The 25,935-nt window shown below is 62.9% G+C and carries 31 protein-coding genes and 1 tRNA gene; 11 read left to right on the top strand and 21 right to left on the bottom strand.

Features of this window, described 5'->3' with window-relative positions; translation table 11 throughout:
- Positions 1 to 5: 5 nt before the first annotated feature.
- From rpsR to ppsA, 5 genes are all read right to left on the bottom strand, one after another.
- Positions 6 to 287, bottom strand: coding sequence for a 30S ribosomal protein S18 (gene rpsR / locus QHG62_RS06810; RefSeq protein ID WP_007830781.1), 282 nt, complete (start codon positions 285 to 287; stop codon positions 6 to 8).
- 21 nt (positions 288 to 308) lie between these two features.
- Positions 309 to 626: a primosomal replication protein N gene (gene priB / locus QHG62_RS06805; RefSeq protein WP_242631045.1), complete on the bottom strand. Its 318-nt coding sequence runs from the start codon at positions 624 to 626 to the stop codon at positions 309 to 311.
- Positions 627 to 633: 7 nt separating this feature from the next.
- A complete protein-coding gene (gene rpsF, locus QHG62_RS06800; RefSeq protein WP_126748861.1) occupies positions 634 to 1,008 on the bottom strand; it encodes a 30S ribosomal protein S6 in 375 nt (124 codons plus the stop codon).
- A gap of 114 nt (positions 1,009 to 1,122) precedes the next feature.
- Positions 1,123 to 1,677, bottom strand: coding sequence for a hypothetical protein (locus QHG62_RS06795; RefSeq protein WP_281150112.1), 555 nt, complete (start codon positions 1,675 to 1,677; stop codon positions 1,123 to 1,125).
- A gap of 205 nt (positions 1,678 to 1,882) precedes the next feature.
- Entirely contained in the window at positions 1,883 to 4,276 is a 2,394-nt protein-coding gene (gene ppsA, locus QHG62_RS06790) for a phosphoenolpyruvate synthase (protein ID WP_281150111.1), read from the bottom strand.
- Positions 4,277 to 4,467: 191 nt separating this feature from the next.
- Here ppsA and ppsR point away from each other — a divergent pair, with 191 nt between their 5' ends.
- Complete coding sequence (ppsR, locus tag QHG62_RS06785) at positions 4,468 to 5,289, top strand: posphoenolpyruvate synthetase regulatory kinase/phosphorylase PpsR (RefSeq protein WP_021006527.1); 822 nt, start codon at positions 4,468 to 4,470, stop codon at positions 5,287 to 5,289.
- A gap of 34 nt (positions 5,290 to 5,323) precedes the next feature.
- Here the strand turns inward: ppsR and ahpF are convergent, their stop codons facing one another.
- Entirely contained in the window at positions 5,324 to 6,895 is a 1,572-nt protein-coding gene (gene ahpF / locus QHG62_RS06780; RefSeq protein ID WP_281150109.1) for an alkyl hydroperoxide reductase subunit F, read from the bottom strand.
- An 89-nt stretch (positions 6,896 to 6,984) separates the two neighbouring features.
- Complete coding sequence (gene ahpC / locus QHG62_RS06775) at positions 6,985 to 7,548, bottom strand: alkyl hydroperoxide reductase subunit C (RefSeq protein WP_007830764.1); 564 nt, start codon at positions 7,546 to 7,548, stop codon at positions 6,985 to 6,987.
- Between the two features lie 262 nt (positions 7,549 to 7,810).
- Here ahpC and bfr point away from each other — a divergent pair, with 262 nt between their 5' ends.
- The gene (gene bfr, locus QHG62_RS06770; protein WP_126748857.1) at positions 7,811 to 8,287 is read left to right on the top strand and encodes a bacterioferritin; all 477 of its coding nucleotides are present in this window, start codon (positions 7,811 to 7,813) and stop codon (positions 8,285 to 8,287) included.
- Positions 8,288 to 8,333: 46 nt separating this feature from the next.
- On the opposite strand, the gene QHG62_RS06765 is transcribed toward bfr, so the two are convergent.
- Genes QHG62_RS06765 through QHG62_RS06750 form a run of 4 tightly spaced genes read right to left on the bottom strand, consistent with a single transcriptional unit; the run spans position 8,334 to position 12,392 of the window.
- Positions 8,334 to 8,888 (bottom strand): cytochrome b/b6 domain-containing protein, encoded by a 555-nt coding sequence (locus QHG62_RS06765; protein WP_281150107.1) that lies wholly within the window; start codon positions 8,886 to 8,888, stop codon positions 8,334 to 8,336.
- A gap of 11 nt (positions 8,889 to 8,899) precedes the next feature.
- Entirely contained in the window at positions 8,900 to 9,199 is a 300-nt protein-coding gene (locus QHG62_RS06760; protein ID WP_281150105.1) for a PepSY domain-containing protein, read from the bottom strand.
- 37 nt (positions 9,200 to 9,236) lie between these two features.
- The gene (locus tag QHG62_RS06755; protein WP_281150104.1) at positions 9,237 to 9,923 is read right to left on the bottom strand and encodes a Fe2+-dependent dioxygenase; all 687 of its coding nucleotides are present in this window, start codon (positions 9,921 to 9,923) and stop codon (positions 9,237 to 9,239) included.
- 45 nt (positions 9,924 to 9,968) lie between these two features.
- On the bottom strand, positions 9,969 to 12,392 hold the full coding sequence (locus QHG62_RS06750) for a TonB-dependent receptor (protein WP_281150102.1): 2,424 nt from the start codon (positions 12,390 to 12,392) through the stop codon (positions 9,969 to 9,971).
- A gap of 305 nt (positions 12,393 to 12,697) precedes the next feature.
- Between QHG62_RS06750 and QHG62_RS06745 the strand changes: the two genes are divergently transcribed.
- The 5 genes from QHG62_RS06745 (at position 12,698) to hemP (ending at position 15,249) form a co-directional block, all read left to right on the top strand.
- Positions 12,698 to 12,970 (top strand): (2Fe-2S)-binding protein, encoded by a 273-nt coding sequence (locus QHG62_RS06745; protein ID WP_018903007.1) that lies wholly within the window; start codon positions 12,698 to 12,700, stop codon positions 12,968 to 12,970.
- A 112-nt stretch (positions 12,971 to 13,082) separates the two neighbouring features.
- A complete protein-coding gene (locus QHG62_RS06740; RefSeq protein ID WP_431112846.1) occupies positions 13,083 to 13,784 on the top strand; it encodes an energy transducer TonB in 702 nt (233 codons plus the stop codon).
- A gap of 22 nt (positions 13,785 to 13,806) precedes the next feature.
- Positions 13,807 to 14,523 carry a MotA/TolQ/ExbB proton channel family protein gene (locus tag QHG62_RS06735; RefSeq protein ID WP_281150100.1) on the top strand — a complete coding sequence of 239 codons (717 nt, stop codon included), beginning with the start codon at positions 13,807 to 13,809 and terminating at the stop codon, positions 14,521 to 14,523.
- A gap of 5 nt (positions 14,524 to 14,528) precedes the next feature.
- Positions 14,529 to 14,942 carry an ExbD/TolR family protein gene (locus QHG62_RS06730; RefSeq protein WP_281150099.1) on the top strand — a complete coding sequence of 138 codons (414 nt, stop codon included), beginning with the start codon at positions 14,529 to 14,531 and terminating at the stop codon, positions 14,940 to 14,942.
- 94 nt (positions 14,943 to 15,036) lie between these two features.
- Positions 15,037 to 15,249 carry a hemin uptake protein HemP gene (hemP, locus tag QHG62_RS06725; protein WP_018903010.1) on the top strand — a complete coding sequence of 71 codons (213 nt, stop codon included), beginning with the start codon at positions 15,037 to 15,039 and terminating at the stop codon, positions 15,247 to 15,249.
- A 198-nt stretch (positions 15,250 to 15,447) separates the two neighbouring features.
- On the opposite strand, the gene QHG62_RS06720 is transcribed toward hemP, so the two are convergent.
- Complete coding sequence (locus tag QHG62_RS06720) at positions 15,448 to 15,855, bottom strand: GlcG/HbpS family heme-binding protein (protein WP_028258861.1); 408 nt, start codon at positions 15,853 to 15,855, stop codon at positions 15,448 to 15,450.
- Positions 15,856 to 16,027: 172 nt separating this feature from the next.
- Between QHG62_RS06720 and QHG62_RS06715 the strand changes: the two genes are divergently transcribed.
- On the top strand, positions 16,028 to 16,729 hold the full coding sequence (locus tag QHG62_RS06715) for a Bax inhibitor-1/YccA family protein (RefSeq protein WP_281150098.1): 702 nt from the start codon (positions 16,028 to 16,030) through the stop codon (positions 16,727 to 16,729).
- A 58-nt stretch (positions 16,730 to 16,787) separates the two neighbouring features.
- Here QHG62_RS06715 and rlmD read toward each other — a convergent pair whose 3' ends face one another.
- The 5 genes from rlmD to surE are packed head-to-tail and all read right to left on the bottom strand — an operon-like array spanning position 16,788 to position 21,744.
- Positions 16,788 to 18,248 carry a 23S rRNA (uracil(1939)-C(5))-methyltransferase RlmD gene (rlmD, locus tag QHG62_RS06710; RefSeq protein WP_281150097.1) on the bottom strand — a complete coding sequence of 487 codons (1,461 nt, stop codon included), beginning with the start codon at positions 18,246 to 18,248 and terminating at the stop codon, positions 16,788 to 16,790.
- A gap of 53 nt (positions 18,249 to 18,301) precedes the next feature.
- Positions 18,302 to 19,303: a sigma-70 family RNA polymerase sigma factor gene (locus QHG62_RS06705; protein ID WP_281150096.1), complete on the bottom strand. Its 1,002-nt coding sequence runs from the start codon at positions 19,301 to 19,303 to the stop codon at positions 18,302 to 18,304.
- 4 nt (positions 19,304 to 19,307) lie between these two features.
- A complete protein-coding gene (locus QHG62_RS06700; RefSeq protein ID WP_281150095.1) occupies positions 19,308 to 20,198 on the bottom strand; it encodes a peptidoglycan DD-metalloendopeptidase family protein in 891 nt (296 codons plus the stop codon).
- 11 nt (positions 20,199 to 20,209) lie between these two features.
- Complete coding sequence (locus tag QHG62_RS06695) at positions 20,210 to 20,983, bottom strand: protein-L-isoaspartate(D-aspartate) O-methyltransferase (protein ID WP_432445586.1); 774 nt, start codon at positions 20,981 to 20,983, stop codon at positions 20,210 to 20,212.
- Between the two features lie 2 nt (positions 20,984 to 20,985).
- Entirely contained in the window at positions 20,986 to 21,744 is a 759-nt protein-coding gene (gene surE / locus QHG62_RS06690) for a 5'/3'-nucleotidase SurE (protein WP_281150092.1), read from the bottom strand.
- A 128-nt stretch (positions 21,745 to 21,872) separates the two neighbouring features.
- Here surE and QHG62_RS06685 point away from each other — a divergent pair, with 128 nt between their 5' ends.
- Complete coding sequence (locus tag QHG62_RS06685) at positions 21,873 to 22,859, top strand: NADPH:quinone oxidoreductase family protein (protein ID WP_281150091.1); 987 nt, start codon at positions 21,873 to 21,875, stop codon at positions 22,857 to 22,859.
- 88 nt (positions 22,860 to 22,947) lie between these two features.
- Here the strand turns inward: QHG62_RS06685 and QHG62_RS06680 are convergent, their stop codons facing one another.
- The 3 genes from QHG62_RS06680 to QHG62_RS06670 all read right to left on the bottom strand — a co-directional run bounded on the left by QHG62_RS06680 (position 22,948) and on the right by QHG62_RS06670 (position 24,348).
- A complete protein-coding gene (locus QHG62_RS06680; protein ID WP_281150090.1) occupies positions 22,948 to 23,292 on the bottom strand; it encodes an H-NS histone family protein in 345 nt (114 codons plus the stop codon).
- Between the two features lie 273 nt (positions 23,293 to 23,565).
- Positions 23,566 to 23,641 (bottom strand) — tRNA-His (locus tag QHG62_RS06675).
- Between the two features lie 74 nt (positions 23,642 to 23,715).
- Entirely contained in the window at positions 23,716 to 24,348 is a 633-nt protein-coding gene (locus QHG62_RS06670) for a YbhB/YbcL family Raf kinase inhibitor-like protein (protein ID WP_281150089.1), read from the bottom strand.
- A gap of 212 nt (positions 24,349 to 24,560) precedes the next feature.
- Here QHG62_RS06670 and QHG62_RS06665 point away from each other — a divergent pair, with 212 nt between their 5' ends.
- Positions 24,561 to 24,809, top strand: a complete 249-nt coding sequence (locus tag QHG62_RS06665; RefSeq protein ID WP_281150088.1) for a GlsB/YeaQ/YmgE family stress response membrane protein — start codon at positions 24,561 to 24,563, stop codon at positions 24,807 to 24,809.
- A 19-nt stretch (positions 24,810 to 24,828) separates the two neighbouring features.
- Complete coding sequence (locus QHG62_RS06660; protein WP_281150087.1) at positions 24,829 to 25,161, top strand: hypothetical protein; 333 nt, start codon at positions 24,829 to 24,831, stop codon at positions 25,159 to 25,161.
- A 30-nt stretch (positions 25,162 to 25,191) separates the two neighbouring features.
- On the opposite strand, the gene QHG62_RS06655 is transcribed toward QHG62_RS06660, so the two are convergent.
- Positions 25,192 to 25,866 carry a histidine phosphatase family protein gene (locus QHG62_RS06655; protein WP_281150086.1) on the bottom strand — a complete coding sequence of 225 codons (675 nt, stop codon included), beginning with the start codon at positions 25,864 to 25,866 and terminating at the stop codon, positions 25,192 to 25,194.
- Positions 25,867 to 25,935: the final 69 nt, after the last annotated feature.

Genomic DNA, 25,935 nt, shown 5'->3' with positions numbered 1-25,935 from the left:
GCTCCTTAGACGCGGTGCTGGTCGCTGTACGGCACCATCGCGAGGAAGCGTGCACGCTTGATCGCGGTGTTGAGCTGACGCTGGTAGATCGCGCGCGTGCCGGTCAGGCGTGCGGGAATGATCTTGCCGTTTTCGCTGATGAAGTCACGCAGCGTGTCGATGTCCTTGTAGTCGATTTCTTCGACGCCAGCGACGGTGAAGCGGCAGAAGCGCTTGCGCTTGAACAGCAGCGACTGGGTGTTGCGCTTCGGGCGCTTGTCTTTGTTGAATTTCTTGAACGTGGCCATTGAGGGACCTCTTGTCGAAAATTAATTTTGCTGAAAATCCTGAATGTGCAGGACCGGATGTTTGCCGTTGCCCGGTGTCGCGAGAAATCCCTGAAAACACCAGAGACTCCCCATCGACTGCGTTGCGAGCCGTTCGGCGATGGCGCCGAAGGCAACGGCCTTGAGGGCCGTTTTCACCTGCCTGGCTTTTCCTGCCTCCTGAAGCGTCGATTCGTGTTCGAGCTTCAGGTCGATGGCGGGAAGGCCGGCGGGCGTGTATCGCAAGGTTCCGAGTTCGGCAACGGAGGCTGTCAGCAGGAGCTGATTGACCCCGGTTGCCGCAGCAGCGGCAGCGGTCACGCCGCTATCAGCTGTTGTTGGCGGCGTACTCGGCCTGCTGGGCCTTGCGGGCTTCTTCGCGCTCGACCGTCTTCATCATCGACGAAGGACCGGTTTCGGCCTTCTTCTTCTGGACGGTGAGGTGGCGCAGCACGGCGTCGTTGAACTTGAACGCGTGTTCCAGTTCGCCCATCACGGCTTGTTCGGCTTCAATGTTGACGCACAGGTAGTGCGCCTTGTTGAGCTTGTTGATCTGGTAGGCCAGCTGACGGCGGCCCCAGTCTTCAACGCGGTGGACTTTGCCGCCGCCGGCCGTGATCAGGCCCTTGTAGCGCTCCAGCATGGCCGGAACTTGTTCGCTCTGATCCGGGTGGATCAGCAAAATGATTTCGTAGTGACGCATGGCACTCCTTGTGGATTCTTCCGTAGAAGAGGAAAAGCCACCTGCAGCGTCGGGCGCAGTGTGGCAAGGCAAAGCCGGCTATTGTAGCACTATAGGCGCGGCGTTGGTCCAGGCTCAGTCGTTCAGGGCCTTGTCGAGGGCCGCAGCTTTCTCGGCGCCCACCGCGGCGCGTATCTTGGGCGCCAGCGCCACCAGGTCTTCATAGCTGGTGGTGCCTTCGACCTGCAGGTTGAGCCGGAAGCCCATCAGCCCGAGGGCTCCGGTCAGCTGGGTGGCGATGGGATAGGCGTCCTTGTAGCGCTGCTGCCTGCTGCGGCCCGCAGCGGGCGCGGCCGCGGGCGCGGGTTCGGCCGGCTTCAGCTTTGCTGACTCGGGTGGCCTGCTTCCGCCGGAAGGCTGCGGCGCGGCGGTTGCCGCCGTCTTGCTTGCGGTGGCGGGTTCGGGTGCCTTGGGCGACGCAGCCGCTTTGCTTCCCGCCGCTGGCTGGAGCAGCCCCAGGTCGACCATCTGGTCGATCTCTTCGCGTGCAATGCCGTTTCCCGCAGCCAGCACCTCATCGACCGAGCGCTTGCCGTCGAACAGGATGAACGCCGTGCGCTGGCGCGGCGAAAGCGGCACCGAACGGTCCTTGAACACCTGCTGTCCGGCTTCTGTCTTGACAAGAATCATGATGTTTCTTCCGCGATGTACCGCCGGTTTGCGCGACTGGCAATTTCGCCATGCGCAACCCGCAAGCGACTGGCGCCCTTGTGAGCGTCACAAGTCTGGCATAAAGAACACATTTTGATTCATTTGTGCCCTGCGGAAGCGGGAATTTCCCCAATGGGGATTCCCACGACCGCCTTACCGGGCGGTTACAACCGCCCTTTTTTCGTCAGCGCTTGGCGAGCTGCTGCCAGGTGTCGATGACGCTGTCGGGGTTCAGGGAAATCGATTCGATGCCCTCTTCCGCCAGCCAAAGCGCGAAATCCGGATGGTCGCTGGGGCCTTGGCCGCAGATACCCACGTACTTGCCTTCGGCCTTGCAGGCCTTGATGACCCGGCTCAGCAGCGCCTTGACGGCCAGGTCGCGCTCGTCGAAGTCGGCGGCCAGCAGTTCGAGGCCCGAATCGCGGTCCAGGCCGAGCGTGAGCTGGGTCAGGTCGTTCGAGCCGATCGAGAAGCCGTCGAAGAACTTCAGGAACTCCTCGGGCAGAACGGCGTTGCTCGGCACCTCGCACATCATGATCAGCTTGAGCTCGTTCTCGCCGCGCTTCAGGCCGTGCTCGCCAAGCAGCGTGGTCACGCGCTCGGCCTGGCCCAGGGTGCGCACGAAGGGAACCATGATCTGCACGTTGACGAGGCCCATGTCGTTGCGAACGCGCTTGAGCGCCTCGCATTCCATGGCAAAGGCTTCGCCGAAGTCCTTGCTCAGGTAGCGGGCGGCACCGCGGAAGCCGAGCATCGGGTTTTCTTCTTCGGGCTCGTAGCGGCTGCCGCCGATCAGCTTGCGGTACTCGTTCGACTTGAAGTCCGACAGGCGCACGATGACCTGCTTGGGCCAGAAGGCCGCGGCAATGGTCGCAATGCCTTCCGCCACCTTGTCGACGTAGAACGCGCGCGGCGAGGCATGGCCGCGGGCCACCGACTCGACAGCCTTCTTCAGGTCGTTGTCGACGTTCGGATAGTCGAGGATGGCCTTCGGGTGCACCCCGATGTTGTTGTTGATGATGAACTCGAGCCGCGCCAGGCCCACGCCGTGGTTCGGCAGCTGTGCGAAGTCGAAAGCCAGCTGCGGGTTGCCGACGTTCATCATGAGCTTGATGTCGATCTCGGGCATCACGCCGCGCTGCACTTCTGTCACTTCGGTTTCGAGCAGGCCGTCGTAGATGAAGCCGGTGTCGCCCTCGGCGCAGCTCACCGTCACCAGCGTGCCCTCCTTCAACAGGTCGGTGGCGTCGCCGCAGCCCACCACGGCCGGAATGCCGAGTTCGCGCGCAATGATGGCTGCGTGGCAGGTGCGCCCGCCGCGGTTGGTGACGATCGCGGCGGCGCGCTTCATCACCGGCTCCCAGTTGGGGTCGGTCATGTCGGTGACAAGCACGTCGCCGGCCTGCACCTTGTCCATCTCGCTGATGTTGTGCACGAGCCGCACGGGGCCGGTGCCGATCTTCTGGCCGATGGCGCGGCCTTCGGCCAGGACTGCGCCCTTGCCCAGCAGTTTGTAGCGCTGCTCGGCCTTGCCCTGCTGCTGGCTCTTCACGGTTTCGGGCCTCGCCTGCAGGATGTAGAGCTGGCCGTCGGTGCCGTCCTTGCCCCACTCGATGTCCATCGGGCGGCCGTAGTGTTCCTCGATGACCAGCGCGTATTTGGCGAGCTGCTCCACGTCGGCATCGCTCAGCGAATAGCGGTTGCGCTGCTCGGCCTTCACGTCGGTGGTCTTCACCAGCTTGCCGGTCGCCTTTTTCTCTTCGGGCGTCGCAAACTCCATCTGGATCAGCTTGGAGCCGAGATTGCGGCGGATGACAGCCTTCTTGCCGGCGCGCAGCGTCGGCTTGTGCACATAGAACTCGTCGGGGTTCACGGCGCCCTGCACCACCGTTTCGCCCAGGCCGTAGCTCGAGGTGATGAACACCACGTCTTCGAAGCCCGATTCGGTGTCGATGGTGAACATCACGCCGGCGGCGCCCAGGTCGGAACGGACCATGCGCTGCACACCGGCCGAGAGCGCGACCACGTCGTGCGCAAAGCCCTTGTGAACGCGATAGCTGATCGCGCGGTCGTTGTAGAGAGAGGCGAACACCTCCTTCATCTTGTGCAGCACGTCGTCGATCCCGACCACGTTGAGGAAGGTCTCCTGCTGGCCGGCGAAGGAAGCGTCCGGCAGGTCTTCGGCAGTAGCGGAGGAACGAACCGCAAATGACGCGGCCGGGTTGCCCGCGCTCAGTTTCGCAAAGGCGTCGGCAATGGCTTTCTGCAGATCGGCCGGGAAAGGCTGGGCCTCGACCATGGCGCGGATCTCGGCACCCGCCACGGCGAGCGCCCGCACGTCGTCGGTGTCCAGGGCTGCAAGGCGCTTGCTGATCTTGTCGGCCAGTCCGTCATGGGCCAGGAACTGGCGGAACGCGTGGGCCGTGGTCGCGAAACCCGTGGGCACCCGCACACCCTGCGGCAGCTGCGAGATCATTTCGCCGAGGCTGGCGTTCTTGCCGCCGACCGACTCGACGTCGGTCATCCTCAGGTTTTCAAACGGTACGACCAAGGCGGTCGCGTCGAAAAGTGCAGACATGGGAAAGCTCCAGAAGTTGAAACCGGTGCTGCATGCAGGCGGCGCGGCACGATCGTTGTCGTTGCTTTGGGTGCTGGCGCGGCGTGCATGGAAAGAATTGGGGCAAGGGAAAGCGGATTCCCGATAATGGCCCGGATTGTAGGCGTGGCGAGATTGCACGCGCCGCAGGACAAGGCCGCGAGAGCTACACCATGCATACACGCACTGTTTTCTTCATTTCAGACGGCACCGGCATTACCGCCGAAACTTTCGGTAACGCCGTGCTCGCTCAGTTCGAGATGAAGCCACGCCATGTCCGGCTGCCGTTTACCGACACGGTCGACAAGGCGCACCAGGCGGTGCGCCAGATCAACCACACGGCCGAACTGGAGGGCGTGCGCCCCATCGTCTTCACCACCCTGGCCAACATGGAAGTGCTGGAGGTGATCGAGACCGGCTGCAAGGGCATGCTGCTCGACATGTTCGGCACCTTTGTGCGCCCGCTCGAAATTGAGCTGGCGGTGAAGTCGAACCACCGCATCGGCCGTTTCAGCGACGTGAGCAAGAGCAAGGAATACGACGCCCGCATCGCGGCCATCGACTTCAGCCTGGCGCACGACGACGGCCAGAGCAACCGCGACCTGGAAGGCGCGGACGTGATCCTGGTGGGCGTGAGCCGCAGCGGCAAGACGCCGACCTCTCTTTATCTGGCGATGCAGCACGGCCTGAAGGCGGCCAACTACCCGTTGATTCCGGAGGATTTCGAGCGCCGCCAGCTGCCGCCGGCCTTGATGCCGCATCGCAAGAAGATCTTCGGGCTGACCATCCAACCCGAGCGGCTGAGCCAGATCCGCAACGAGCGCCGGCCGGATTCGCGTTACGCCAGCCTCGAGAACTGCCGCAACGAGGTGAGCGAGGCCGAAGCCATGATGCGCCGCGCCGGCATCAGGTGGCTCTCGACCACGACCAAGTCGATCGAGGAAATTGCCACCACCATCCTGCAGGAACTGAAGCCTGAACGGCTGACGTACTGAGGCGGCCGTCAAACCGGCCGCCTCGGCTGGGTCTTTACGCCGCGGCCTGCTCCACGGGGGCCGAGGTCCGGATCAGGTGATCGAAAGCACCCAGCGCGGCCTTGGCGCCGTCGCCGGCCGCGATGATGATCTGCTTGAACGGCACAGTCGTCACGTCGCCTGCCGCGAACACGCCCGGCACCGATGTCTGCCCCCTGGCGTCGACCACGATCTCGCCGTGCTTCGTCAGTTCGACCACGCCCTTGAGCCAATCGGTGTTGGGCACCAGGCCGATCTGGATGAACACGCCTTCGAGCTCGACCTTCTTCAGCTCGCCCGTCGCACGGTCTTTGTAGACCAGGCCGTTGACCTTCTGGTCGCCAGTGATCTCGGTGGTCTGCGCGTTGGTGAACACGTCGACATTCTTCAGGCTCTTGAGCTTGCGCTGCAGCACGGCGTCGGCACGCAGCGCGGTATCGAACTCGATCAGCGTGACGTGGCCCACGATGCCGGCCAGGTCGATGGCCGCTTCGACGCCCGAGTTGCCGCCGCCGATGACCGCGACGCGCTTGCCCTTGAACAGCGGGCCGTCGCAGTGCGGGCAGTAAGCCACGCCCTTGTTCTTGAACTCATGCTCGCCGGGCACGTTGATGTTGCGCCAGCGCGCACCGGTCGAAATGATGATCGACTTGCTCTTGAGCGACGCGCCGCTCTCGAGCTGCACCTCGATGAGGTCCTTGCCCGGAACCAGCGCCTTGGCGCGTTGCAGGTTCATGATGTCGACGTCATAGTCGCGCACGTGCTCTTCGAGCGCATGTGCGAACTTCGGTCCTTCGGTTTCCTTGACGGAAATGAAGTTCTCGATGCCGAGCGTGTCGAGCACCTGGCCGCCGAAGCGCTCCGACGCCACGCCGGTGCGGATGCCCTTGCGCGCCGCATAAACGGCCGCCGCGGCGCCGGCCGGGCCGCCGCCGACGATCAGCACGTCGAACGGGTCCTTGGCGGCGATCTTCTTCGCCTCGCGCTCGACGCCGCTGGTGTCGATCTTGGCGAGAATCTCTTCCAGGCTCATGCGGCCTTGGCCGAATTCGGTGCCGTTCAGGAACACGGTGGGCACGGCCATCACCTGGCGTTCCTTGACCTCATCCTGGAAGGTGCCGCCCTCGATCATCGTGGTGCGGATGCGCGGGTTCTGGATGGCCATCAGGTTCAGCGCCTGCACCACGTCAGGGCAGTTATGGCAGGTGAGCGAGACATAGATCTCGAACTCGAAGTCCCCGTCGAGCGCGCGAATCTGCTCGAGCACGGCTTCTTCGACCTTCGGGGGATAGCCGCCGATCTGCAGCAGCGCAAGGATCAGCGACGTGAATTCATGGCCCATCGGCAGGCCGGCAAAACGCGGGCCGTGGTTCTCGCTCGGGCGGTTGACCGAGAAAGAAGGCTTGCGATGGTTGTCGTCGCGGCTTTCGGTCAGCTTGACCAGCGGCGAGGCTTCCGCAACGTCTTTCAGCAGCGACAGCATTTCGCCCGAGGCCTTGCTGTCGTCGAGCGAGGCGACGATCTCGATCGGCTGCGTGGCGCGCTCGAGGTAACTCTTCAATTGGGCTTTGGTGCTGGCGTCAAGCATGAAGGACTCTCTTTCGATAACTTAAAACTATCAACTTGGGGCAAAAAAGCCCGGGGCCTCGTGAGCGCCCGGGCTTTCGCGCGGGACGCTTAGATCTTGCCGACGAGGTCGAACGACGGAGCGATGGTCTTGTCGCCTTCATTCCACTTGGCCGGGCAGACTTCGTTCGGGTGAGCGGCGGTGTAGACCGCTGCCTTCAGCTTGCGCAGCGTTTCCTTCACGTCACGGGCGATTTCGTTGGAGTGCACTTCGGCGGTCTTGATGATGCCTTCGGGGTTGATCACGAAGGTGCCGCGCAGCGCCAGGCCTTCTTCGGGGATGTGCACGCCGAAAGCGTTGGTCAGCGTGTGGGTGGGGTCGCCCACCAGCGGGAACTTGGCCTTGCCCACGGCCGGCGAGGTGTCGTGCCAGACCTTGTGCGAGAAGTGCGTGTCGGTCGTCACGATGTAGACCTCGGCACCCAGCTTCTGGAACTCGGGATAGTTGTCGGCCGCGTCTTCGACTTCGGTCGGGCAGTTGAAGGTGAAGGCCGCCGGCATGAAGATCAGCACGGACCATTTGCCCTTGAGCGTCTCGTCGGACACATCGATGAACTTGCCGTTGAGGTAGGCCTGGGTCTTGAAGGGTTGGACTTGAGTGTTGATCAGGGACATGTTGATTCCTTGGATGCTGCGGGTGGACAAAAATAACTGCGAGCCATGAGTATAACTACCAAATTGCACTTGTTCATAGTAATGAACTATCAATTGCATCGGTGAGGCCTATGAAAACCAAAGGCGCGGCGGTCCTCGCACCCTGCTCGAATACGAACGTGTATCACCATCAAACGCATGCAGACCAGTGCAGCATGGGATTGCTTGCAAGAGCTCGCTCGCCCCTCTCACAATCCCTACTTTCAGAACAAGGAAAACAATCATGAAGGGCGACCCCAAGGTCATCGAACATCTGCAGGCGCAGCTCAAGAACGAGCTCACCGCAATCAACCAGTATTTCCTGCACTACCGCATGCTCAAGCATTGGGGTCTGGACAAGCTGGCCAAGAAGGAATACGAGGAATCCATCGGCGAGATGAAGCACGCCGACAAGCTGATGGACCGCATCTTCATGCTGGACGGCCTGCCCAATCTGCAAGACCTGGGCAAGCTGAACATCGGTGAAGACGTGCCCGAATTGCTCGGCTGCGACCTGGGCGCCGAGACCGGCGCGCAAGCCACCATCAAGGACGGTATCGCGTACTGCGAAACCGTTCGTGACTACGTTTCACGCGACCTTCTGCAAGAGATTCTCGACGACACGGAAGAGCACATCGACTTCCTCGAAACCCAGATCGACCTGATCGACAAGGTCGGGCTGCAGAACTACCTGCAGTCGCAGATGGGCGAGATCGGCTGAGTTCGAAAGGGGCCGCCCGGCCCTTTTCGGCGAGTCGGCGCTGCCGTCAGGCAACGTCGCCCGGCTCTTCGGGGCGTTTGCGCCCGCTGAGCATGGCGCCGACCAGGTTTTCACGGTGCCGCCAGCTCGTGAAAGCCACCCCGGCCAGATGCAGGGCGATCAACGCCACCAGTGTCCAGGCCAACGTGCGGTGAAGCCATTCCACCCACGCCAATCCCCAGAACATATCGAGCGTATACATCCAGCCCGTGACGCCGACAGCCGTTACCGTGGCAAGCAGGGCAACGACCATCCAGCCGCCAAGAGGGTTGTGGCCCAGGTAGCGCTTCTCGCGCCGTGCGAGCACGTCGGCCGCATAGCGCAGCACCTGCGAGGACGGCCGCACAAACTGCTTGAACTTGGCATAGCGCCCGCCCAGCCACCCGCCGATGCAGCGGCCGGCAATCAAGGCCAGCGCGGCGTAGCCCGCCAGTTCGTGCTGCCGCAGCAGCCCTTCTCCACTGAACCACGCCACGGCAATGGCCATGACCAGTGCCCAATGCGTTGCGCGCAGCCAGAACGCCCAGACTTGCGCAGGCGGACGCGCTGGAACCGCACGCATCCCGCGCATCTTCAGGATGGCTGCTTCACCTGTCCGACCTTCTCGAAGGTCTTGGGATCGAAGAATGCTTCAGTGCGCTGGCCCTTTTCGTCGAAGCCGTAGACCTCGTAGCAGCCGTTGAAGTTCTTGATCTGGCGGACCTTCCAGCCTTCGCCGGTCAGCTTGCGTTGCAGTTCCATCTGCGGGCGCATTTCTTCCTTGGGCACCGCAGCGCATTTGACAGCGTCGTGGTCGACGAACTGAGCGGATGCGGACGCTGACCAGAGAATTGCAGCTGCAGTGGCCGCGGCAAAAAGAAGTGACTTGTTCATGATGAATCTCCTGGCATTGCAGGCACCACGCAGCGGCTCAGACGTCGAGCCACATGCGCAGCAGGTTGTGGTACGTGCTTGTGAGACCGATCACGCCGGAATCCGTCTCACCGTATTGGCTGCGAAGATGGCGCAGATGGTTGTCCATGTCGAACAGCAGGCGGCGCTGCTCGTCGCTGCGCACCATGCTCTGGATCCAGAAATAGCTGGCGGTGCGAAAGCCCCGCGTCACCGGCAACACGCGGTGAACGCTGGTGCCCGGGTAGAGCACCATGTCTCCGGCGGGCAGCTTGACCCGCTGCACGCCGAAGGTGTCTTCGATCACGAGTTCGCCGCCGTCGTATTCATCGGGTTCGGCCAGGAACACGGTGCACGAGATATCCGTACGCACCCGCCCCGAACCGTCGCGCAGAAAGCGAACCGCACTGTCCACGTGATTGCCAAAGCTGTTGGACGCACCGCCGTAGCGGTTGAACAGCGGCGGCGAGATCTGCTTCGGCAGCGCAGCCGAGAAGAAAACCTGGTGCCGCTCCAGGCCGCGCAGCAGCAGTTGCTGAACGGCGCGGGTCTCTTCGCAGTCCTCCCGCAGCTGCTCATTGTTCTTCGCCTTGGCGGACTGCTCGCCCGCGGTCAGGCGGCCGTCCTCCCAGGGAGCCTGGCCCAGAATTTCCCTGGCCTGACGAACCTCGTCGGGCGAGAGCACTTCGCGAATGTGCAAGAGCATATGGAAGGAAGAACGGCTTTGGCTATTCTAGAAACTCGGCAGGCCCTAGAACCGCGCTCCGACCGTCACGAGCACTGTGCGCTTCGCACCGGCAATGGCAAAGCCCGGATAGAGCTGATCGCCATAGAGCTTGTTCGTCACGTTGTTGATGTTGAGCTGCGCGTACAGATCGGGCGTGAACTTGTACTCGAGCATCATGTCGCCCACGACATAGCCGGGGGTGCTGTTGGCCAGGCTGGCGGCGCCGCTGGCGCCTTGCAGAGGACGGTTCTCGGACGCGCCGCGCACGCCGCCCGCAATGCGGAACTTGGGCGTGGCCTGGTAGCTGACCCACGCGGCTCCGCTGTGCTTGGGCGTCAGGCCCACGCGTGAACCGACCGTTCCCGGAGTGGCAGTGCTGCCGACCTTGTCGATGGTGGCAGTCGGGATGTACGAGTACGAGAAATACACCTCCCATTGCGACGTGAGGCGGCCCACCACGTCGAGTTCAAGGCCCTGGGAGTGGCGCTTGCCCGACAGCAGATAGGAGCTCCCTGCAAAGTCCGAGTCAGTGGTGCGTTCGTTGGTCTTTTCCGTGCGGAAGATGGCAGCGCGCGTCGAGAGCTTGCCATCGAGCCAGTCGAGCTTGGCGCCCAGTTCGATGTTGCGGCTCTTCTCCGGCGGGGTGCCCGCGGTCTGGGGCGACACATACTGATAAGTGTCGGCCGACGAGTTGAACGAGGTGCTGTACGACAGGTGATACGACTGCGTGGTCGAGGGCTGGTACAGAACGCCGGCGCGGTAGCTCCAGGCACCTTGGGACAGATGAGTGCTGGTGACTGTCGGCAGCGGGCTACCGGCGGAATAGCGTTCACGAGGATCGCTGCAGTTCGCCGTTTGCGTATAGCCGCGGGGGGCCGGAGTCGGTCTCACGCAGGCAGGGTTCGAATAGTTGTACTGGTCGAAATCGCCGCTCAAGCGGTCGTAGCGCAGGCCCCCGAGAACCTTCCAGTCCGGCGCCACCTGAACCAGGTCCTGCAGATAGACGCCAATCGACTTCGCGGAATAGGCGCTCGAATCGCGGTACACCGGCTCCACGAAAGTGCCGCTCAGGCCGGCGCCGTCGTTGGGCGTGCCGACGAAGGTGTTCGCTCGCGAGCCCAGCGCACGTCCGCGGAAGCTGTTGTTGAAGAAGGCGTCGTTCTGGTAGCGGTTCGCTTCTTCCTTCGAGGCGTCGACACCGGCCAGCAGCTGGTGCTTCATGCCTCCCCAGTTCAGCTCCTTGCTGTAGTCGCTCTGCAGGTAAGTACCCTTGTACTCGTCCTTGCGCGGCGTGAGGCCGCTGCGCGTGAGCAGCGTGTATTCGCTGAAATTGGCCAGCGTGGTGGGCGCACCCAACGTGGTGCTGGCGCCTGCGGCGGTCGACCATTGGTTGCGGTCGAAGGTGCCCGAACGTACCTGCGTGCGCAGTTCGCCGCCGTCGTCGAAGCGGTGCAGCCATGAGGCCGCTCCGTAAGTGGCCTTGCCAAGGACCTTGTCGGCAACGGTGCCATAAAAGCTGCCCGGCTTCACCGGTGCAAGCGTTCCCAGGCTGCCGATGGTTGGTACACCGGCCACGTTGTAGCCGGTAATGCCCTGCCGGCCCGTGGCCACCCAGCGAACCGCCGACAACGGAACGTTGTCCACGTTCAAGTGGAAAAGCCCCACCGTGAACTCGTTGGCCGTGCCCACGCCCCAGCTGTACGAAGGCGCAATGCCGTACTTGTCGATCTTGGCGCCGCCGTTGTCGGCCTTGTTCCACATTGCGTTGATCCGCAAGGCAGAGGTTTCGCCGGTGCGCACGTTGAAATCGGCCGTCGTGCGGTAGTAGCCGCGCGTGCCGGCGGTGGCTTCCACATCGGTCTGGTCCGCGAGCAAGGGCTTCTTGGAGACCTGGTTGATCACGCCGCCCGTGGAGCCGCGTCCGAAGATCATCGACGCGGAACCTCGCAGCACCTCGATGCGCTCGAGATTGAAGGTGTCGCGGTCGTATTGCGAAGGGTCGCGCATGCCGTCGATCAGCAGGTCGCCCACCGTCGCCACCGGAAAACCCCGCAGCCGGATGTCCTGGTCTGTCCCGTTCTCCGTCGCCGCGAAGGTAATGCCGGCCGAGTAGTGCAAGGCGTCCCTGAGGGTGTCGAGCTTGACGTCGTCGATCAGCTTCTCGGTGATGACGTTGATCGACTGCGGAATGTCGCGAATCTCTTGCGTTCCCTTGCCGATGTTGGTTTTCTTGGTCTGGACCTGGTCCTTGCCCTGCGTCTCGGCCTGCTCGGTCACCGTGATGGTGCCAAGCGTTCCGCCCTGCACCGTTGCCGGCGGCGTTTGCGCCCAGCTGCTGACCGAAGCAGCCAGCATCAAGGCTCCGAAAGGAAGCAGTGCCGCTTCTCGCGGCACGCCGCCTGTCGCGGCGCCCGCCGCAATGACTGAAGAAGACACGGAGCGCGACATGCGAGCGCGCTGACGGGCGACATTGGCCAAGATAACCTCCAGAAAGCCAGGAAACGGCTAGTTTTGAATGGCTGGCTGGGTCCGACGACGTGCAGTCGAAGGGATTGGCTTGCCGAAATTTTGGCTGGAGTGTAGTTCGAACGTAGTCTTAATCATTCGCACTTAGATTTCGCTGTTGCTAAAATGCGACTTCCTCCCAGAAGACTACGAAAGGCCTCTCGCGGTGATAGTTATTGAAAATGCGAGAGATTCGTATTTATAATCAGCCGAACCAAACCAGCCAGCCAACTGCTGCCTTCACCGCCATGATCGTTTGCGTCTGCCGCCGAGTCTCCGACCGTGAAATCGCACGTCACGTGCGGGCGGGCATGACTTTCGACGAAGTCCAGTTCGAACTTGGCGTGGCCACCCAATGCGGCCAGTGTGAAGGCTGTGCGCGCGATATCGTTGCGCAGTGCAGTGCCTCGCATCCGGTAGCCGCGTTGAACCGCGAATCGGGAACGAGTGCGATCCAGCTTGCCACCTCCATTTCGGAAAGCAAGGCATGGAACTCTTCTCGGCACTCGGCGGCAGCCTGATTCTTGTCGCAGGCTCGGTCTGGTGGATCTTTCGTAAGTAAACAGTACAGTAGTCGTAGCGGTTTTGCTGCAATCGGGGCACGCTCACGCGTGTCCGCATTCGAATTGGTTGATCGTGTCTGACCGCTTTGCTCCCCCCCCCTCCGTTCTGGGCCTTTCGCGCAATGCACTCATTGCCGGAGGCGTGATCCTGTTTCACGCAGCAGCGCTGTGGGCGCTCCAAAGCGGCCTGTTGCGCCGCGCTGCAGAGGTGGTGATTCCCGTCGAAATATTGAGCCAGTTCGTCGAACCGCCCAAGCCCGCTCCGCCGCCACCTCCCCCTCCGCCGCCTCCGCAGCGCAAGCCCGAAGCGGTCAAGCCGCCCCCCAGGCCGGTGGCAATACGCGAACCCAAGCCGACCCCCGCCCCCAGTGCCCCCGTGGGCGTGACCGAGCCGCCTCCTCCCGCGCCTCCGGTCGAGGCGCCGGCACCGCCTGCGCCTCCCGCTCCGCCGCCCGCGCCCCCTGCCCCACCGGCCCCGCGGATGATCGAGATCTCCGAGGGCCAGACCCGCTACGTCAGAGAGCCCAAGCTGGTATTTCCCAGCATGAGCAAGCGCCTCGGCGAGTCGGGAACCACCGTCGTCTCGATCTACTTCGACAGCGAAGGCTTCGCCAAGCGGGTCGAACTCTACAAGTCCAGCGGATTCGAACGCCTGGACGAGGCGGCGTTGAGTGCCGCCCGAACGGCCCAGGTCACGCCCTTCAGGCAAACAGGTGGGAACGCACAGACGACCTACCTGCTGCGGGCGCCCTTCTCATTCAAATTGAACTAATTTTTCTCTGGAGCAACTTCGTATGGATTCCCAATTCGGCTTGATGAACGTCTGGAACCAGGGCGATTTCGTCACCAAGGCCGTCGCGGTGCTGTTGATCGGCATGTCGCTCGCGTCGTGGATCGTGATCATCATCAAGGCCCTCGACGTCATCAAATACAAGCGCCTCGCCAAGCACTCGCAGGACTTCTGGCACAGCGAAGACTTCGCCACCGCCCTGAACAAGCTCGGCAAGGACGACAGCAACCCGTTTCGCGCACTCGCGCTTGAAGGCCGCGAGGCGGCTGCGCACCACCGCAACACCAAGGCCCATCTGCACGACGCGCTCGATGTGAGCGACTGGATCACGCGCGCGCTGCGCAACGGGATCGACGCTTTCACGGCACGCCTGCAAACCGGCCTCGCCATTCTTGCTTCCGTCGGTTCGACAGCCCCGTTCATCGGTCTCTTCGGCACGGTGTGGGGCATCTATCACGCGCTCATGAGCATCGGCTCGGCCGGCCAGGCGACCATCGACAAGGTGGCGGGCCCCATCGGCGAAGCCCTGATCATGACGGCACTGGGCCTGGCGGTGGCTATTCCCGCGGTGCTGGGCTACAACGCGCTGGTCCGCGGCAACAAGTTCGTGCTGACCAAGCTCAACAGCTTTGCCCATGACCTGCACGCCTACTTCGTGACCGGTGCACGCGTGCAAAGCGGCAGCGGCGACGCGATTGTGGTTCCGCTCAAGAAGGGCTGAGCATCATGGCCTTTGGTACCCAGGACGAACCCGATGAGGTAATGAACGAGATCAACATGACGCCGCTGGTCGACGTCATGCTGGTGCTCCTCATCATCTTCATCATCACCGTGCCGGTGATGAAACACGCAGTCAACATCGACCTGCCCCGCGCCACCAGCGAACCCGAACAGGCCAAGCCAGAGAACATCCTGTTCAGCATTTCTGCAGACGGCAGCTACTACTGGAACGAACAGAAGATCGATGACGCAGAGCTACCTGGCCGACTCGCCATCGAGTCCGCCAGGAACCCGCAACCCGAGTTGCACATTCGCGGCGACAAAGAGGTTCGCTACGAGCGCGTGGCCAAGGCCATGTCGGCCGCACGGGAGGCAGGCGTGCGCAAGATCGGCTTCATTACCGAGCCTGACGCGAAGTAACCATTGAATGTCTCTAAAAAAATCGATCACCGCGATTGACTTTTTATTGAGAATCATTATCATTCACTCATCGCTTCGATAAGGGGAATTTCAGATGCAAGCCAAACCGAACGCCTTTTCTGTTCTGAGCCATCCGTCGCTCGACCAATCGGGTGGCGGACATGCGTCCATCCAGGCCCCTCGTCCGGCGCCGATGGTGGAAAGCACGGAGCTGCTCAAGGGAAGCAAGACTGTGGGCATCATGCACAACGGCTCCCTCTATCGTCTTCAGGCGACCAAACTCGGCAAGCTGATTCTTACCAAGTAAGCATCAGCCCGCCCTTCAAGCAAGTTTCATCGTGGGGCGACTCCAGGAGATTCATCTCCGAAGGGTCGTTTTTTGCTAGCCAACGGTTCGCCGACTAGCCAAGCTTTTTTTCACGCTGAATACCCAAAAAAGAAAACGCCGACCTTGAAGTCGGCGTTTTGCTTTCAGCGGGGGCACAGCCCCGCCGGACGAATTACTTCAAAGGCCGAGCGCTGCAATGCCCGCCTTGGCAATCTGGGCATCTTCGTTCGACTTCACGCCGCTCACGCCCACGGCGCCGATCACCTGGCCGTCCTTCACGATCGGCACGCCGCCCTCCAGCAGGCCCTGCACGGCCGGCGCCGTGAGAAACGCGGTACGGCCGCCGTTGATGATGTCTTCGTAGACCTTGCTTTCACGGCGGCCCATGGCTGCCGTATGGGCCTTGGCCGGGGCAATGTGCGAAGACAGGGCCGCAGCCCCATCCAGGCGCTGGAGCCACAGGAGATTGCCGGCATCATCGGAAATGGCAATGGTCACGGCCCAGTTGTTCTTGAGGGCTTCGGCTTCGGCGGCTGCGGCAATGGCCTTGACGTCGGCGAGTTCGAGGAAGGACTTGGTCTTCATATTGGGCGTCGGTTGCTTTGAAAACCAAGAGCATAACGGCCAAAGGGCCAATGGAGCGGCGGCCCCCGGTGCCCTTAGGACCATCATCCATACGGTCTTTGTATCGCCCCCTCTTGCAGCCCCCTAGAATGCGCCCAACTGCGTCATTGCAGCAACCAAAGGAGCTACGGCCATGAACGACCGCGTTACCACCCTCGACACTTCCACCGGCTACGGCCAGGTGCTGCCGCAGGCTGAGCGCCAACGCGTCCTGCGCAACACCTACTGGCTGCTTGCCCTGAGCTTGATACCTACCGTGCTGGGCGCATGGATCGGCGTCAGCACCGGCATTACCCGCTCGCTCACGGGCGGCCTGGGCCTCATCGTTTTCCTCGGCGGCGCCTTCGGGTTCATGTTTGCCATCGAGAAAACCAAGAACTCGGCCGCCGGCGTTCCCGTGCTGCTGGCTTTTACCTTCTTCATGGGCCTCATGCTCTCGCGCCTCATCGCGATGGTGCTGGGCTTCAAGAACGGTTCCGAACTCATCATGACCGCGTTCGGCGGCACCGCCGGCGTGTTCTTCGTGATGGCTTCGCTGGCCACCGTGATCAAGCGCGACCTGTCCGGCATGGGCAAGTGGCTCTTCGTGGGCGCCATGGTGCTGATGGTGGGCTCCATCATCAACGTCTTCGTCGGTTCGAGCGCCGGGATGATGGCCATCTCGGTGGCGGCCATCGGCATCTTCTCGGCCTTCATGCTCTATGACCTGAAGCAGATCATGGATGGCGGCGAAACCAACTACATCAGCGCCACTCTCGCGCTTTACCTGGACCTGTTCAACGTGTTCCAGAGCCTGCTGGCCCTGCTGGGAATTGCGGGCGGCGAGCGCGACTGATCTACGGACGAGCGGCGCCCTTCGGCGCCAACCAAAGAGGGCCCCGAGGGGCCCTTTTTCATGCCAGATCGAACACCGCAATCGACTCCACGTGCGCCGTGTGCGGAAACATGTTGATCACCCCGGCAAAGGTGCAGCGGTATCCCGCCTGGTGCACGAGCAGGCCGGCGTCCCGCGCAAGCGTGGACGGATTACAGCTCACATACACAATCCGCTTCGGTGGCGTCCAGCCATCGGTCCGCAATTCCGGCTGCAGGTGCAAATCGGCCATGGCCTTGGCGAGCGCGAAGGCACCTTCGCGCGGCGGGTCGACCAGCCACTTGTCGGCACTGCCATCCGCCACGAGCATGGCGGGAGTCATGTCGAAAAGATTGCGGGCGACGAAGCGGGTCGGCGAGAGCGCGCGCCGGACCGGCGTGGCTGGCTGATTCTTCTTGAAGTTGTCTCCAGCGCGCGCAACCAGCGTGTCGCTGCCTTCGATGCCCAGAACCTCCCTGGCTCGGCTGGCCAACGGCAAGGTGAAATTGCCCAGCCCGCAGAACCAGTCGATCACACGCTCTTGCGGCTGCACATCGAGAAGACGCAGCGCCTTGCCCACCAGCGCGCGATTGATGTGCGGATTGACCTGCGTGAAATCGGTCGGCTTGAACGGCATGGTGACGCCGAATTCGGGCAGTTCGTACGACAACGGCGTGCCGCCCTCCTCCAGCAGCTTCACTGTTTCAGGGCCCTTGGCCTGCAGCCACCACTGCACCCCGGCGTTCTGCGCGGCAAACGCCTTCAGCCGGCCGATGTCGGCACCGGACAGCGGCTCCAGGTGCCGGAGCACCAAGGCAATGGTGCCGAGCGCGGTGGTACCGGGCGCATCGCCGCAGGCGAGCTCGATCTGCGGGCAGGTCTCGCGTGCATCCATTGAGCCGATAAGCGCGCGCAGCGGCATCAGCATGTCGCTGACCTGCTTCGGCAGCACCGGGCAGACCTGCATGTCTGCAAGATAACGGCTCTTGCGCTCGTGAAAACCGATCAGCACCGTGCCCTTCTTGACCACGTGGCGCACCGAGAGCCGGGCACGATAGCGGTAATGCCACGCCGGCCCCTCCATGGGCCTCAGCACGTTCTCGGGCTTTACCTTGCCGAGGTGCCACAGGTTGTCTTCCAGCGCCCGCTGCTTTACCGCCACCTGCGCGGCGGCATCCAAGTGCTGCATCTTGCAGCCGCCGCAAGCGCCGGTGTGCAAGCCGAAATGCGGGCAACCCGGCTGCACCCGCTGCGACGATTCACGCCGGATGGCCGTGACCGTGCCTTGCTCCCAGTTGTTCTTGCGGCGGTGAACGTTGAACTGCACTTCCTCGAAAGGCAACGCGCCTTCGATGAACACGACCATGCCTTCGGCGTTGTGCGCAACGCCCTGTGCGTCCAGGTCGAGCGATTCGACCTTGAGCCATTCGTCGGGGGCGCTCGCGGGGGTCTTCCCGGGAGCTTTCGTGGGGACTTTCTTTTCTTCGATGGATTCCGTCATCCCCCGATTGTCTCAGCGCCGGCCCTGCTTCCCACAGGCTCGGCGGGCTGCGCCTAGAACAAGGCGTCGCGCCCCACTCCGGAGCGGATCAGTTGGCGGCGCATCTTGGCGAGCGCTTCGTTCTGGATCTGCCTTACACGCTCACGGGTCAGGCCGAGTCGAACGCTCAGCACCTCGAGCGTCTCAGGCTCACGGTCATGCAGGCCATAGCGGCCCTCGAGCACCTCGCGCTCGCGTGCGTCGAGGGCATGAACCCATTGGTCGAGCAGACGCTCGACCTCGTGGGTATGAGTCACGTCGGTGGGATCGCCTCCCTCGTCGTCGGAAGCCACGGTGTCGGCCAGGGTGAAGCCTTCGTCGCCGTGCGCGTCCCCGCCATCCAGCGAGCGCGGAGCCTCCGCGAGGGCCAGCAGTTCCGCAACCGCCTGCACCTCGCGCCCCAGAAACGCAGCGATGTCTTCGACGCGCACTCCGTCCGGCCGGCGCGCCAGGAAACCTGAATCCCCTTCGAGCGTGCGGCGGGCCCGAAGCACCTGCTGCAGTTCGCGCACCACCTGCACAGGCAGGCGTATTGCGCGCGATTGCGTCATGACTGCGCGCTCGACCGCTTGCCGAATCCACCAGGTCGCATAAGTTGAAAAGCGAAAGCCGCGCTCGGGTTCGAACTTGGTGATCGCGTGCATCAGGCCGAGATTGCCTTCCTCGACGAGATCTGAGAGCGGCACGCCGCGGCCCAGATACGCCTTGGCGATGTTCACAACCAGCCGCAGGTTGTGCTCGATCATCGACTGCCGCGCTGCAAAATCGCCCGCTCGTGCAGCGCATGCGGTCTTGTATTCCTCTTCGGGAGTGAAGAGTTCGGTGCGCCGCACCTGGCGCAGGTAGATCGTCAGCGCATCCGCGCCCTCGCCCCCAACAGGTCCGGCAGCCGCAACCAAGCCTGCTGCAGCACGGCCAGGGTTTGCACGCGTGATCTCTTGATTGTTTTCTGCTGCCCCGCCCCGGCCCGCCGACCGACGCACAGGCAGTGTGCGGCGGGGGCGAGAGGCAGCCATGGCATTACCGGCTCGGCAGGTAGCGTGCCGGATCGACAGGCTTGCCCTGGCGGCGGATTTCGAAGTGCAGCTTGACGCGGTCCGCGTCGCTGTTGCCCATCTCGGCGATCTTCTGGCCCTTTTGTACCGACTGGTCTTCCTTCACGAGCAGCGTCTGGTTGTGCGCATACGCCGTGAGATAGGTGTTGTTGTGCTTCAGGATGATGAGGTTGCCATAGCCGCGCAAACCGGCACCCGCGTAGACCACACGGCCATCGGCCGCGGCCAGCACCGCGTCGCCCGCCTTGCCGCCGATATCGAAGCCCTTGTTCTTGGCGTCGTCGAAACCCGCGATGAGCGTGCCATGCGCCGGCCAGATCCAGCCGAGGTCCTCGTCACCCGAATTTGCGGCAGGTGCCGAGGGCGATGCCGTGACTGCCGGCTTGCTGGCCGCCGCGCTCGCGGGCGCCGCGGGCAGTACCGCAGGCGGAGTCACGGGCTTGGTCACGGCGCCTTCGGTCGGAGCAGCCGCGGCGGCCACCGTGGTGGAGGTCGGACCCACCGGAGGCACCACGCGCAGCACCTGGCCAACTTCGATCAGGTCGGGGTTTTCGAGATTGTTCCAGCGAACGATGTTCTGCCAGCTTTGGCCGGTTTCGTTTCCGATGCGGCGAATGGTGTCACCGGGGCGCACTGCGTAATAGCCCGGCTTGCCATAGTTCTCGATGCCTGGGAGCGGCTTGCCCGATGCATCGGTGGTGATGAGCGGGCCACCGGGTACCGAATTGGGCGCGCGCGTCATCGTGCCTCGGTCTTCGACCGGCGCCGGCCCTCGCGGTGCGGCGCAGCCCGCGATCACGAGCACAACGGCCAACGTGATACCAGCGCACCAACTCCGATTGCCAAAACCCTGCATGTGTTGTTCCTTCAAGCGATGCCCGATTTTAGGGGGACAAAGTGAACCGCCTCAAGAATGCGGCGCTCCAGTCCACGGGCGGTTTTATCGATGACGACGAGGGCCTGTCCGCCCCCCGCCGATTGCGTGGGCGCGACGATGCGCCCGCCCACGGCGAGTTGATCGGTCCAGGCCTGCGGGACCGCTTCGCCGCCTGCTGCGGCGATGATTCCTGCGTAAGGCGCCCCCTTGGCGTACCCGACCATGCCGTCGCCGAGCATGAGGTGCACGGTGGCGAGCCGGAAGTGCCGCAGGTTGGCGCGGGCACGCTCGTGCAGCCCGCGCAAGCGCTCGATGCTGTAGACCTCCGTGGCCACGTGGTTCAGCACCGCGGCCTGGTAGCCGCAACCGGTGCCGATCTCGAGCACGCGGCCAAGGCGGTCTTGCGGCTTGCCTGCGAGTGCAGGCGCACCCAGCAGAAGCTCGATCATGCGAGCCACCACACTGGGTTTGGAAATGGTCTGTCCCAGGCCGATCGGCAGGCTTGTGTCTTCATACGCCTGGTTGACCAGTGCGCTGTCGACAAAACGATGCCGCTCCACCGCGCCCAGCGCGCGCAGCACGCGAGGGTCGGTGATGCCTTGGGCGGCGAGTTTCTGCACCATGCGCGCGCGCACGGCGTCGGAGGCCATCGAAGGCGTGGCCGGCACCATCGGCTTTGCCGGCACGGCGGGCATGCGCCCCCTCGTGGCGGCCGAAGCGGTGGGTGTCAGGCGAACAGGAAAACCAGGCCGTTGCGTGGCCATGCTCAATTGCCCAGACGGGCAACCGTCTCGCGCCATTGGCCCAGATTGGCGTGGTCGGTCAGGTCGATCTGCAGCGGCGTCAACGCGACATGGCCGGCAGCGGTTGCGTAGAAGTCGGTGCCCTCGCCGCTGTCCTTGGCGCTGCCAGCGCCTGCAATCCAGTACATCGTGTCGCCGCGCGGGCTTTCCTGCGTAATTACCTTTTCTGCCGCGTGGCGACGGCCTAGCCTGCAAACCTTGGTCGGCTTGAGCTCCTCCAGGGGCCGGTTCGGCACATTCACGTTGAGCAGGAAGGCTCCGCCATCGATCAGGCGCTCGCGCTCGATCTGCTGCACCAGCTTGCGCGCCACCTGCGCAGCCGCATCGACATGCGCCCAGCCCTTTTCGATTTGCGAGAACGCAATGGCCGGAATGCCGAACAGGTACGCCTCCATCGCGGCTCCGACGGTGCCCGAGTAGATGGTGTCGTCGCCCATGTTGGCGCCGTTGTTGATGCCGGACACCACCAGGTCGGGCCGATAGTCGAGCAGTCCCTTGAGCGCGATATGAACGCAATCTGCGGGCGTGCCCGTCACGTAGCGAAAACCGTTGTGCGCCTTGTGCACGTAAAGCGGCGCGGCCAGGGTGAGCGCATTCGACTTGGCGCTGTTGTTGTGCTCGGGTGCAACCACCTCGACATCGGCGATGTCTTTCAAGGCGTCGTGCAATGCGACGATGCCCGGTGCCTGAAAGCCATCGTCGTTGGAAATAAGTATCTTCATGGTGCTTTTCGGTGTCCCGGATTGTAGGCGGCGGGTGCGTCGCAGCAGGGACAACGGCGCCCTGCCGAGCCCCCTATCATCGCCTCGCATTCATTGCCCTCACACGACTCATCCAAGGAGACCCGAGCATGCACGCATGGCTTTGCGAAAACCCCACCGGCGTCGATGCGCTGACCTGGAAAGAACTGCCCACACCAACGCCGGGTCCGGGCCAGGTGCTGATCGAAATCAGGGCCGCCAGCCTCAATTTTCCCGATCTGCTGATCGTCCAGAACAAATACCAGATCAAGCCGCCCCTGCCGTTTGTGCCCGGCTCGGAATATGCCGGCATCGTCCAGGCGGTGGGCGAAGGCGTGACTCACCTTTCTGTCGGACAGAACGTGGCGTGCCTTTCGGGCACCGGTGGCTTCGCAACCCATACCCTGGCGCCGGCAGCGCTTTGCATGCCGTTGCCGGAAGGCTTCGGCCACGTCGACGCGGCGGCGTTCATCATGATCTATGCCACATCGTGGCATGCACTGATGGACCGGGCGCAACTGAAAGCCGGCGAAACCGTGCTCGTGCTTGGCGCAGCGGGCGGGGTCGGCACCGCGGCCATACAAATTGCAAAGGCGGCCGGCGCAAAGGTGATTGCCGCCGCCTCTACCGACGAGAAATGCGAGCTCTGCCGCTCCATTGGGGCCGACGCCACCATCAACTACACGACGCACGCACTTCCAAACGGTTTTCGCGATGCCATCAAGGCTGCAACCGATGGCAAGGGCCCCGACATCATTTACGACCCCGTGGGCGGTGATTTTGCCGAGCCGGCATTTCGCTCGATCGGCTGGCGCGGCCGCTATTTGGTGGTCGGCTTTGCCTCGGGTCCGATTCCATCGCTGCCATTGAATCTGACGCTGCTGAAAGGCGCGTCGCTGGTCGGCGTGTTCTGGGGCGATTTCGCCAAGCGCGAGCCCAAGGCCAATGCACAAATGATGGCTGAATTGGCGCAGTGGTACGGCCAGGGAAAGATCAAGCCCGTGATCGACAGCACGATGCCGATGGCGGAATTGAAAGCGGCCTACGCCCACATGGGCTCACGCGGGGTGAAAGGAAAACTTGTCATGGTGAACTGAGCGCGCTGCGCCCGGTTGGTTCCACGCACCCAATAAAAAAAGCCCGCATCCGCGGGCTTTTTTATTGGCGAACGCCCTGGTGGGACGTTTACTTGATCTCGAACTCGGAAAGCGACTTGCCGGCTGCCAGGGCTTCGGTAACCCAACGCGGCTTGCGGCCACGGCCACCAGACCAGGTTTCGCCGCTCGGGCCGCGGTATTTGGCCGCAGACTTGGTTCCGGGAGCCGCGTTGCCGCGCTTGACCGACCCACCGCGTGCGCTGAGTTTCAGATCGGAAGCGGTCAAACCGTATTCGGCGATCTTCTTGCGCACCTCTTCAATGACGCCCGCACGTTCTTGGTTGCGAAGGTCTTCCGCCTGCTTGCGCAATTGCGCAATCAGTTCGTCGTGCTTCTTGATCTGGGAATTGATATCGGCAAGGGTCGAAGCCATTGTGGACTCCTGAAAATTGGAAACGGGGCGGATTTTAATTCAATTCCAATTTAAAACAAGCATGCCGCTGCAAGAAAAACCCGAGATGCATCGGCGGCTCGCGGCGGCGCACAATGGAAAAAGCACCAGCGCGGGACGCTTTTATCGAATAAAAAGGGGGAATACAAGGGGTCAAGCCCCAACGGCAACAAGAGCCGGAAATGACAACGCCGGGACTGGCCCGGCGTCGATGTCCCTCGGACGCTATTGCGCAATAGCAGTCAGGGAAAGTATTGGGGTGGCTGATGGGACTCGAACCCACGACGACCAGAATCACAATCTGGGACTCTACCAGCTGAGCTACAGCCACCGAAGAGCCCGCAATTGTAGCGTCAAAAACCGGCGTTTTCGACACCGGGGCATTCAAAGACGCTTGAAAACTGTTCAACCCGCTGCCAAAGGGCCCGCCGGCGCAGCCTTCTCGATCTTGACCGAGCCATCCGGCCTTTCGCAGGTGCCGATCAGCAGGCCGCTGGCGAGCGCATGCTCGCGCAGCGCTTCGAAGATCTCGTCGCGGCCAGGCGCGGAGGAAAACGGCGGTGCGCTGCCGAGCGCGAACAACTGAAAAGCGTAGCGATGCGCACCGTGCCCAGGCGGAGGATCTGGCGGGAGCCATGCGGCCTGCAGCCCGGAGTTGCGCCCGACATGCAGGCCGGCGGCGCCTTCGTTGTCGCGGCTGGGAATGGCAGCCTCGTCGAGTTGGCCGTCGCTCGGCCGCAGCCCCACGACGATCGCATGCACCAGCGGATTCGGAGTCGGAGAATCGGCATCCTCCACCACGAGCACCAGCGAGGTTGTTTCCGCCGGCAGGTCGGCCCATTGCAGCGGCGGCGACAGGCCTTCGCCGTCGGCCGTATGGCGCGAAGGCAGCGGGCCATGGTCCACGAAAGCCACGCTGGTCAGCGCGATGGATGCCATCCCCTGCCGCATGCCGAGCGTGTTGAAAACGATCTTGTCCAGACCCGCACGCATGCCGTGCAATGCATGGCCGATGACTTCAGGCAATTTTTCGAGCATGGTTCCGGTATAGCCCCGCGCGCCGGTTCACCCTGTAGGACTCGGCTGCAAGCGAGAGATGGCTGTAGTCCGCGTCAAATTCCTCGATCCCCGACCCGATGTACTTTCCTGTTCTTGGCGCCGGTTTTGCTCCGCTATCATGATCGTCGCCCCGAATCAACCGGGCACGCTTTTACCGCTTGACTTCAATTCACCGCCAAAGGAAATTCTTCATGAGCATCGTCTGGACTATTCTGATCGGGTTCATCGTGGGTCTCGTTGCGCGGGCCGTCAAGCCGGGCGACGATTCCGCGGGCTTCATCGTGACCACGTTGATCGGCGTTGCGGGTTCATTGATCGTGACCTATGTCGGCCAGGCCATGGGCTGGTATACCGCGGGCCAGGGGGCCGGCTTCATCGCTTCGGTGCTCGGCGCGATCGTGCTGCTCATCCTGTACGGCCTCATCAAGCGCAAGAGCTGATTCCGGGCAGTGCGCACTGATGCCGCGCAAAACAAGAGCCAAGCATCATGTCTACGTGGTCGAGCTCGACGACCGCGTATGGAACCACGGCCGCTTCAGGCGGGCCAATCCCGACTATCAACTCGGCAAGCCTTTCGTCTATGTCGGAATGACGGGCCTCGACCCCGACATCCGCTTCGACAAGCACAAGGCCGGTATACAGGCGAACAGCTTCGTGCAGGAGTTCGGCCTTCGGCTGTTGCCGGCGCTCTACGAACGCTACAACCCCTTGAGCTACGAAGATGCGCGCTCGATGGAGGTCGAACTCGGCATCAGGCTGCGGGCGAACGGCTACGGCGTCTGGCAGGCCTGACCGACGCTGGGCGCCCTTTCGGGCGGGTTGTCAGGCGTATGTGATCCAGCCTTCGTAGGCTGGGGCATCCAGATGCGGCAGCGTGTTGTACGTCACGAGCATGTGGCGCTTGGGCGTAAATGCAAACTCCGTTACCGCGGTATTGCGAATACGAAGATTGAGTTCGATGGTGGTCTCGGGGCTGGTGCCAAGCACGTGCCCAACCGCCGTGCTGATCGGCCCGCCGCTCGACACCACCAGCACCTTGGCGCCATGGTGCCGATCGCGCACGTGGTCGAGCGCAGTGGTCACCCCCGCCAGAAAGTCCACATAGCTCGGCATGCCGGCGGGTCGGGTCTTGCCTTGCATCCAGGCACCCAGCCCGTCGCGCAAAAGACGAAAGTGATGCCGGTACATCTCGGGCGTGTCCGGCTTTTCGAGCTTGCCTTCATGGATGGTGGCAATGACGGCTTCGCTGTCGTACTCGTTGAGCCCCGGCCACGGGAGCACGTCATCGCGCTCCAGTCCGAGCCCCTTGGCAATGCCCTCCCAGGTCTGCCGATGGCGCTTCAGGGTGCCGGTGATCACGGCATCGAAATGCATGCCGCGCTCGCGCCAGTATTCACCCAGGCGCACCGACTGCCTTTGCCCGAGTTCGCTCAGGTTGTCGTAGTCGGCAGCGCCAAAGCTGGCCTGCCCATGGCGCACGAGGTAGAGGGTTCCCATGCACGCGATTCTGGCGACAAGCGCATTGCGCGCTTGTCCCACGTGCGACGAAATACCGGGCCGGCGTTG

Source organism: Variovorax paradoxus (genome assembly GCF_029919115.1).
Taxonomy (GTDB): domain Bacteria; phylum Pseudomonadota; class Gammaproteobacteria; order Burkholderiales; family Burkholderiaceae_C; genus Variovorax; species Variovorax paradoxus_O.
Note: the sequence above shows the minus strand (reverse complement) of the source record. Positions and strands in the feature narration are given on the sequence as shown.

What these genes read in the sequence shown, in the direction of transcription:
- QHG62_RS06665 (WP_281150088.1), top strand. Translation starts at nt 24,561, where the DNA reads ATGAGCATCGTCTGGACTATTCTGATCGGGTTCATCGTGGGTCTCGTT.
- surE (WP_281150092.1), bottom strand. Translation starts at nt 21,744, where the DNA reads ATGAAGATACTTATTTCCAACGACGATGGCTTTCAGGCACCGGGCATC.
- QHG62_RS06755 (WP_281150104.1), bottom strand. Translation starts at nt 9,923, where the DNA reads ATGCTCTTGCACATTCGCGAAGTGCTCTCGCCCGACGAGGTTCGTCAG.
- QHG62_RS06795 (WP_281150112.1), bottom strand. Translation starts at nt 1,677, where the DNA reads ATGATTCTTGTCAAGACAGAAGCCGGACAGCAGGTGTTCAAGGACCGT.
- QHG62_RS06760 (WP_281150105.1), bottom strand. Translation starts at nt 9,199, where the DNA reads ATGAACAAGTCACTTCTTTTTGCCGCGGCCACTGCAGCTGCAATTCTC.
- QHG62_RS06730 (WP_281150099.1), top strand. Translation starts at nt 14,529, where the DNA reads ATGGCCTTTGGTACCCAGGACGAACCCGATGAGGTAATGAACGAGATC.
- hemP (WP_018903010.1), top strand. Translation starts at nt 15,037, where the DNA reads ATGCAAGCCAAACCGAACGCCTTTTCTGTTCTGAGCCATCCGTCGCTC.
- QHG62_RS06680 (WP_281150090.1), bottom strand. Translation starts at nt 23,292, where the DNA reads ATGGCTTCGACCCTTGCCGATATCAATTCCCAGATCAAGAAGCACGAC.
- QHG62_RS06695 (WP_432445586.1), bottom strand. Translation starts at nt 20,983, where the DNA reads ATGGCCACGCAACGGCCTGGTTTTCCTGTTCGCCTGACACCCACCGCT.
- QHG62_RS06765 (WP_281150107.1), bottom strand. Translation starts at nt 8,888, where the DNA reads ATGCGTGCGGTTCCAGCGCGTCCGCCTGCGCAAGTCTGGGCGTTCTGG.
- QHG62_RS06735 (WP_281150100.1), top strand. Translation starts at nt 13,807, where the DNA reads ATGGATTCCCAATTCGGCTTGATGAACGTCTGGAACCAGGGCGATTTC.
- ahpF (WP_281150109.1), bottom strand. Translation starts at nt 6,895, where the DNA reads ATGCTTGACGCCAGCACCAAAGCCCAATTGAAGAGTTACCTCGAGCGC.
- rpsR (WP_007830781.1), bottom strand. Translation starts at nt 287, where the DNA reads ATGGCCACGTTCAAGAAATTCAACAAAGACAAGCGCCCGAAGCGCAAC.
- bfr (WP_126748857.1), top strand. Translation starts at nt 7,811, where the DNA reads ATGAAGGGCGACCCCAAGGTCATCGAACATCTGCAGGCGCAGCTCAAG.
- QHG62_RS06720 (WP_028258861.1), bottom strand. Translation starts at nt 15,855, where the DNA reads ATGAAGACCAAGTCCTTCCTCGAACTCGCCGACGTCAAGGCCATTGCC.
- QHG62_RS06655 (WP_281150086.1), bottom strand. Translation starts at nt 25,866, where the DNA reads ATGGGAACCCTCTACCTCGTGCGCCATGGGCAGGCCAGCTTTGGCGCT.
- ppsR (WP_021006527.1), top strand. Translation starts at nt 4,468, where the DNA reads ATGCATACACGCACTGTTTTCTTCATTTCAGACGGCACCGGCATTACC.
- rlmD (WP_281150097.1), bottom strand. Translation starts at nt 18,248, where the DNA reads ATGACGGAATCCATCGAAGAAAAGAAAGTCCCCACGAAAGCTCCCGGG.
- QHG62_RS06700 (WP_281150095.1), bottom strand. Translation starts at nt 20,198, where the DNA reads ATGCAGGGTTTTGGCAATCGGAGTTGGTGCGCTGGTATCACGTTGGCC.
- QHG62_RS06685 (WP_281150091.1), top strand. Translation starts at nt 21,873, where the DNA reads ATGCACGCATGGCTTTGCGAAAACCCCACCGGCGTCGATGCGCTGACC.
- QHG62_RS06750 (WP_281150102.1), bottom strand. Translation starts at nt 12,392, where the DNA reads ATGTCGCGCTCCGTGTCTTCTTCAGTCATTGCGGCGGGCGCCGCGACA.
- QHG62_RS06745 (WP_018903007.1), top strand. Translation starts at nt 12,698, where the DNA reads ATGATCGTTTGCGTCTGCCGCCGAGTCTCCGACCGTGAAATCGCACGT.
- rpsF (WP_126748861.1), bottom strand. Translation starts at nt 1,008, where the DNA reads ATGCGTCACTACGAAATCATTTTGCTGATCCACCCGGATCAGAGCGAA.
- QHG62_RS06705 (WP_281150096.1), bottom strand. Translation starts at nt 19,303, where the DNA reads ATGGCTGCCTCTCGCCCCCGCCGCACACTGCCTGTGCGTCGGTCGGCG.
- QHG62_RS06715 (WP_281150098.1), top strand. Translation starts at nt 16,028, where the DNA reads ATGAACGACCGCGTTACCACCCTCGACACTTCCACCGGCTACGGCCAG.
- QHG62_RS06660 (WP_281150087.1), top strand. Translation starts at nt 24,829, where the DNA reads ATGCCGCGCAAAACAAGAGCCAAGCATCATGTCTACGTGGTCGAGCTC.
- ahpC (WP_007830764.1), bottom strand. Translation starts at nt 7,548, where the DNA reads ATGTCCCTGATCAACACTCAAGTCCAACCCTTCAAGACCCAGGCCTAC.
- QHG62_RS06670 (WP_281150089.1), bottom strand. Translation starts at nt 24,348, where the DNA reads ATGCTCGAAAAATTGCCTGAAGTCATCGGCCATGCATTGCACGGCATG.
- ppsA (WP_281150111.1), bottom strand. Translation starts at nt 4,276, where the DNA reads ATGTCTGCACTTTTCGACGCGACCGCCTTGGTCGTACCGTTTGAAAAC.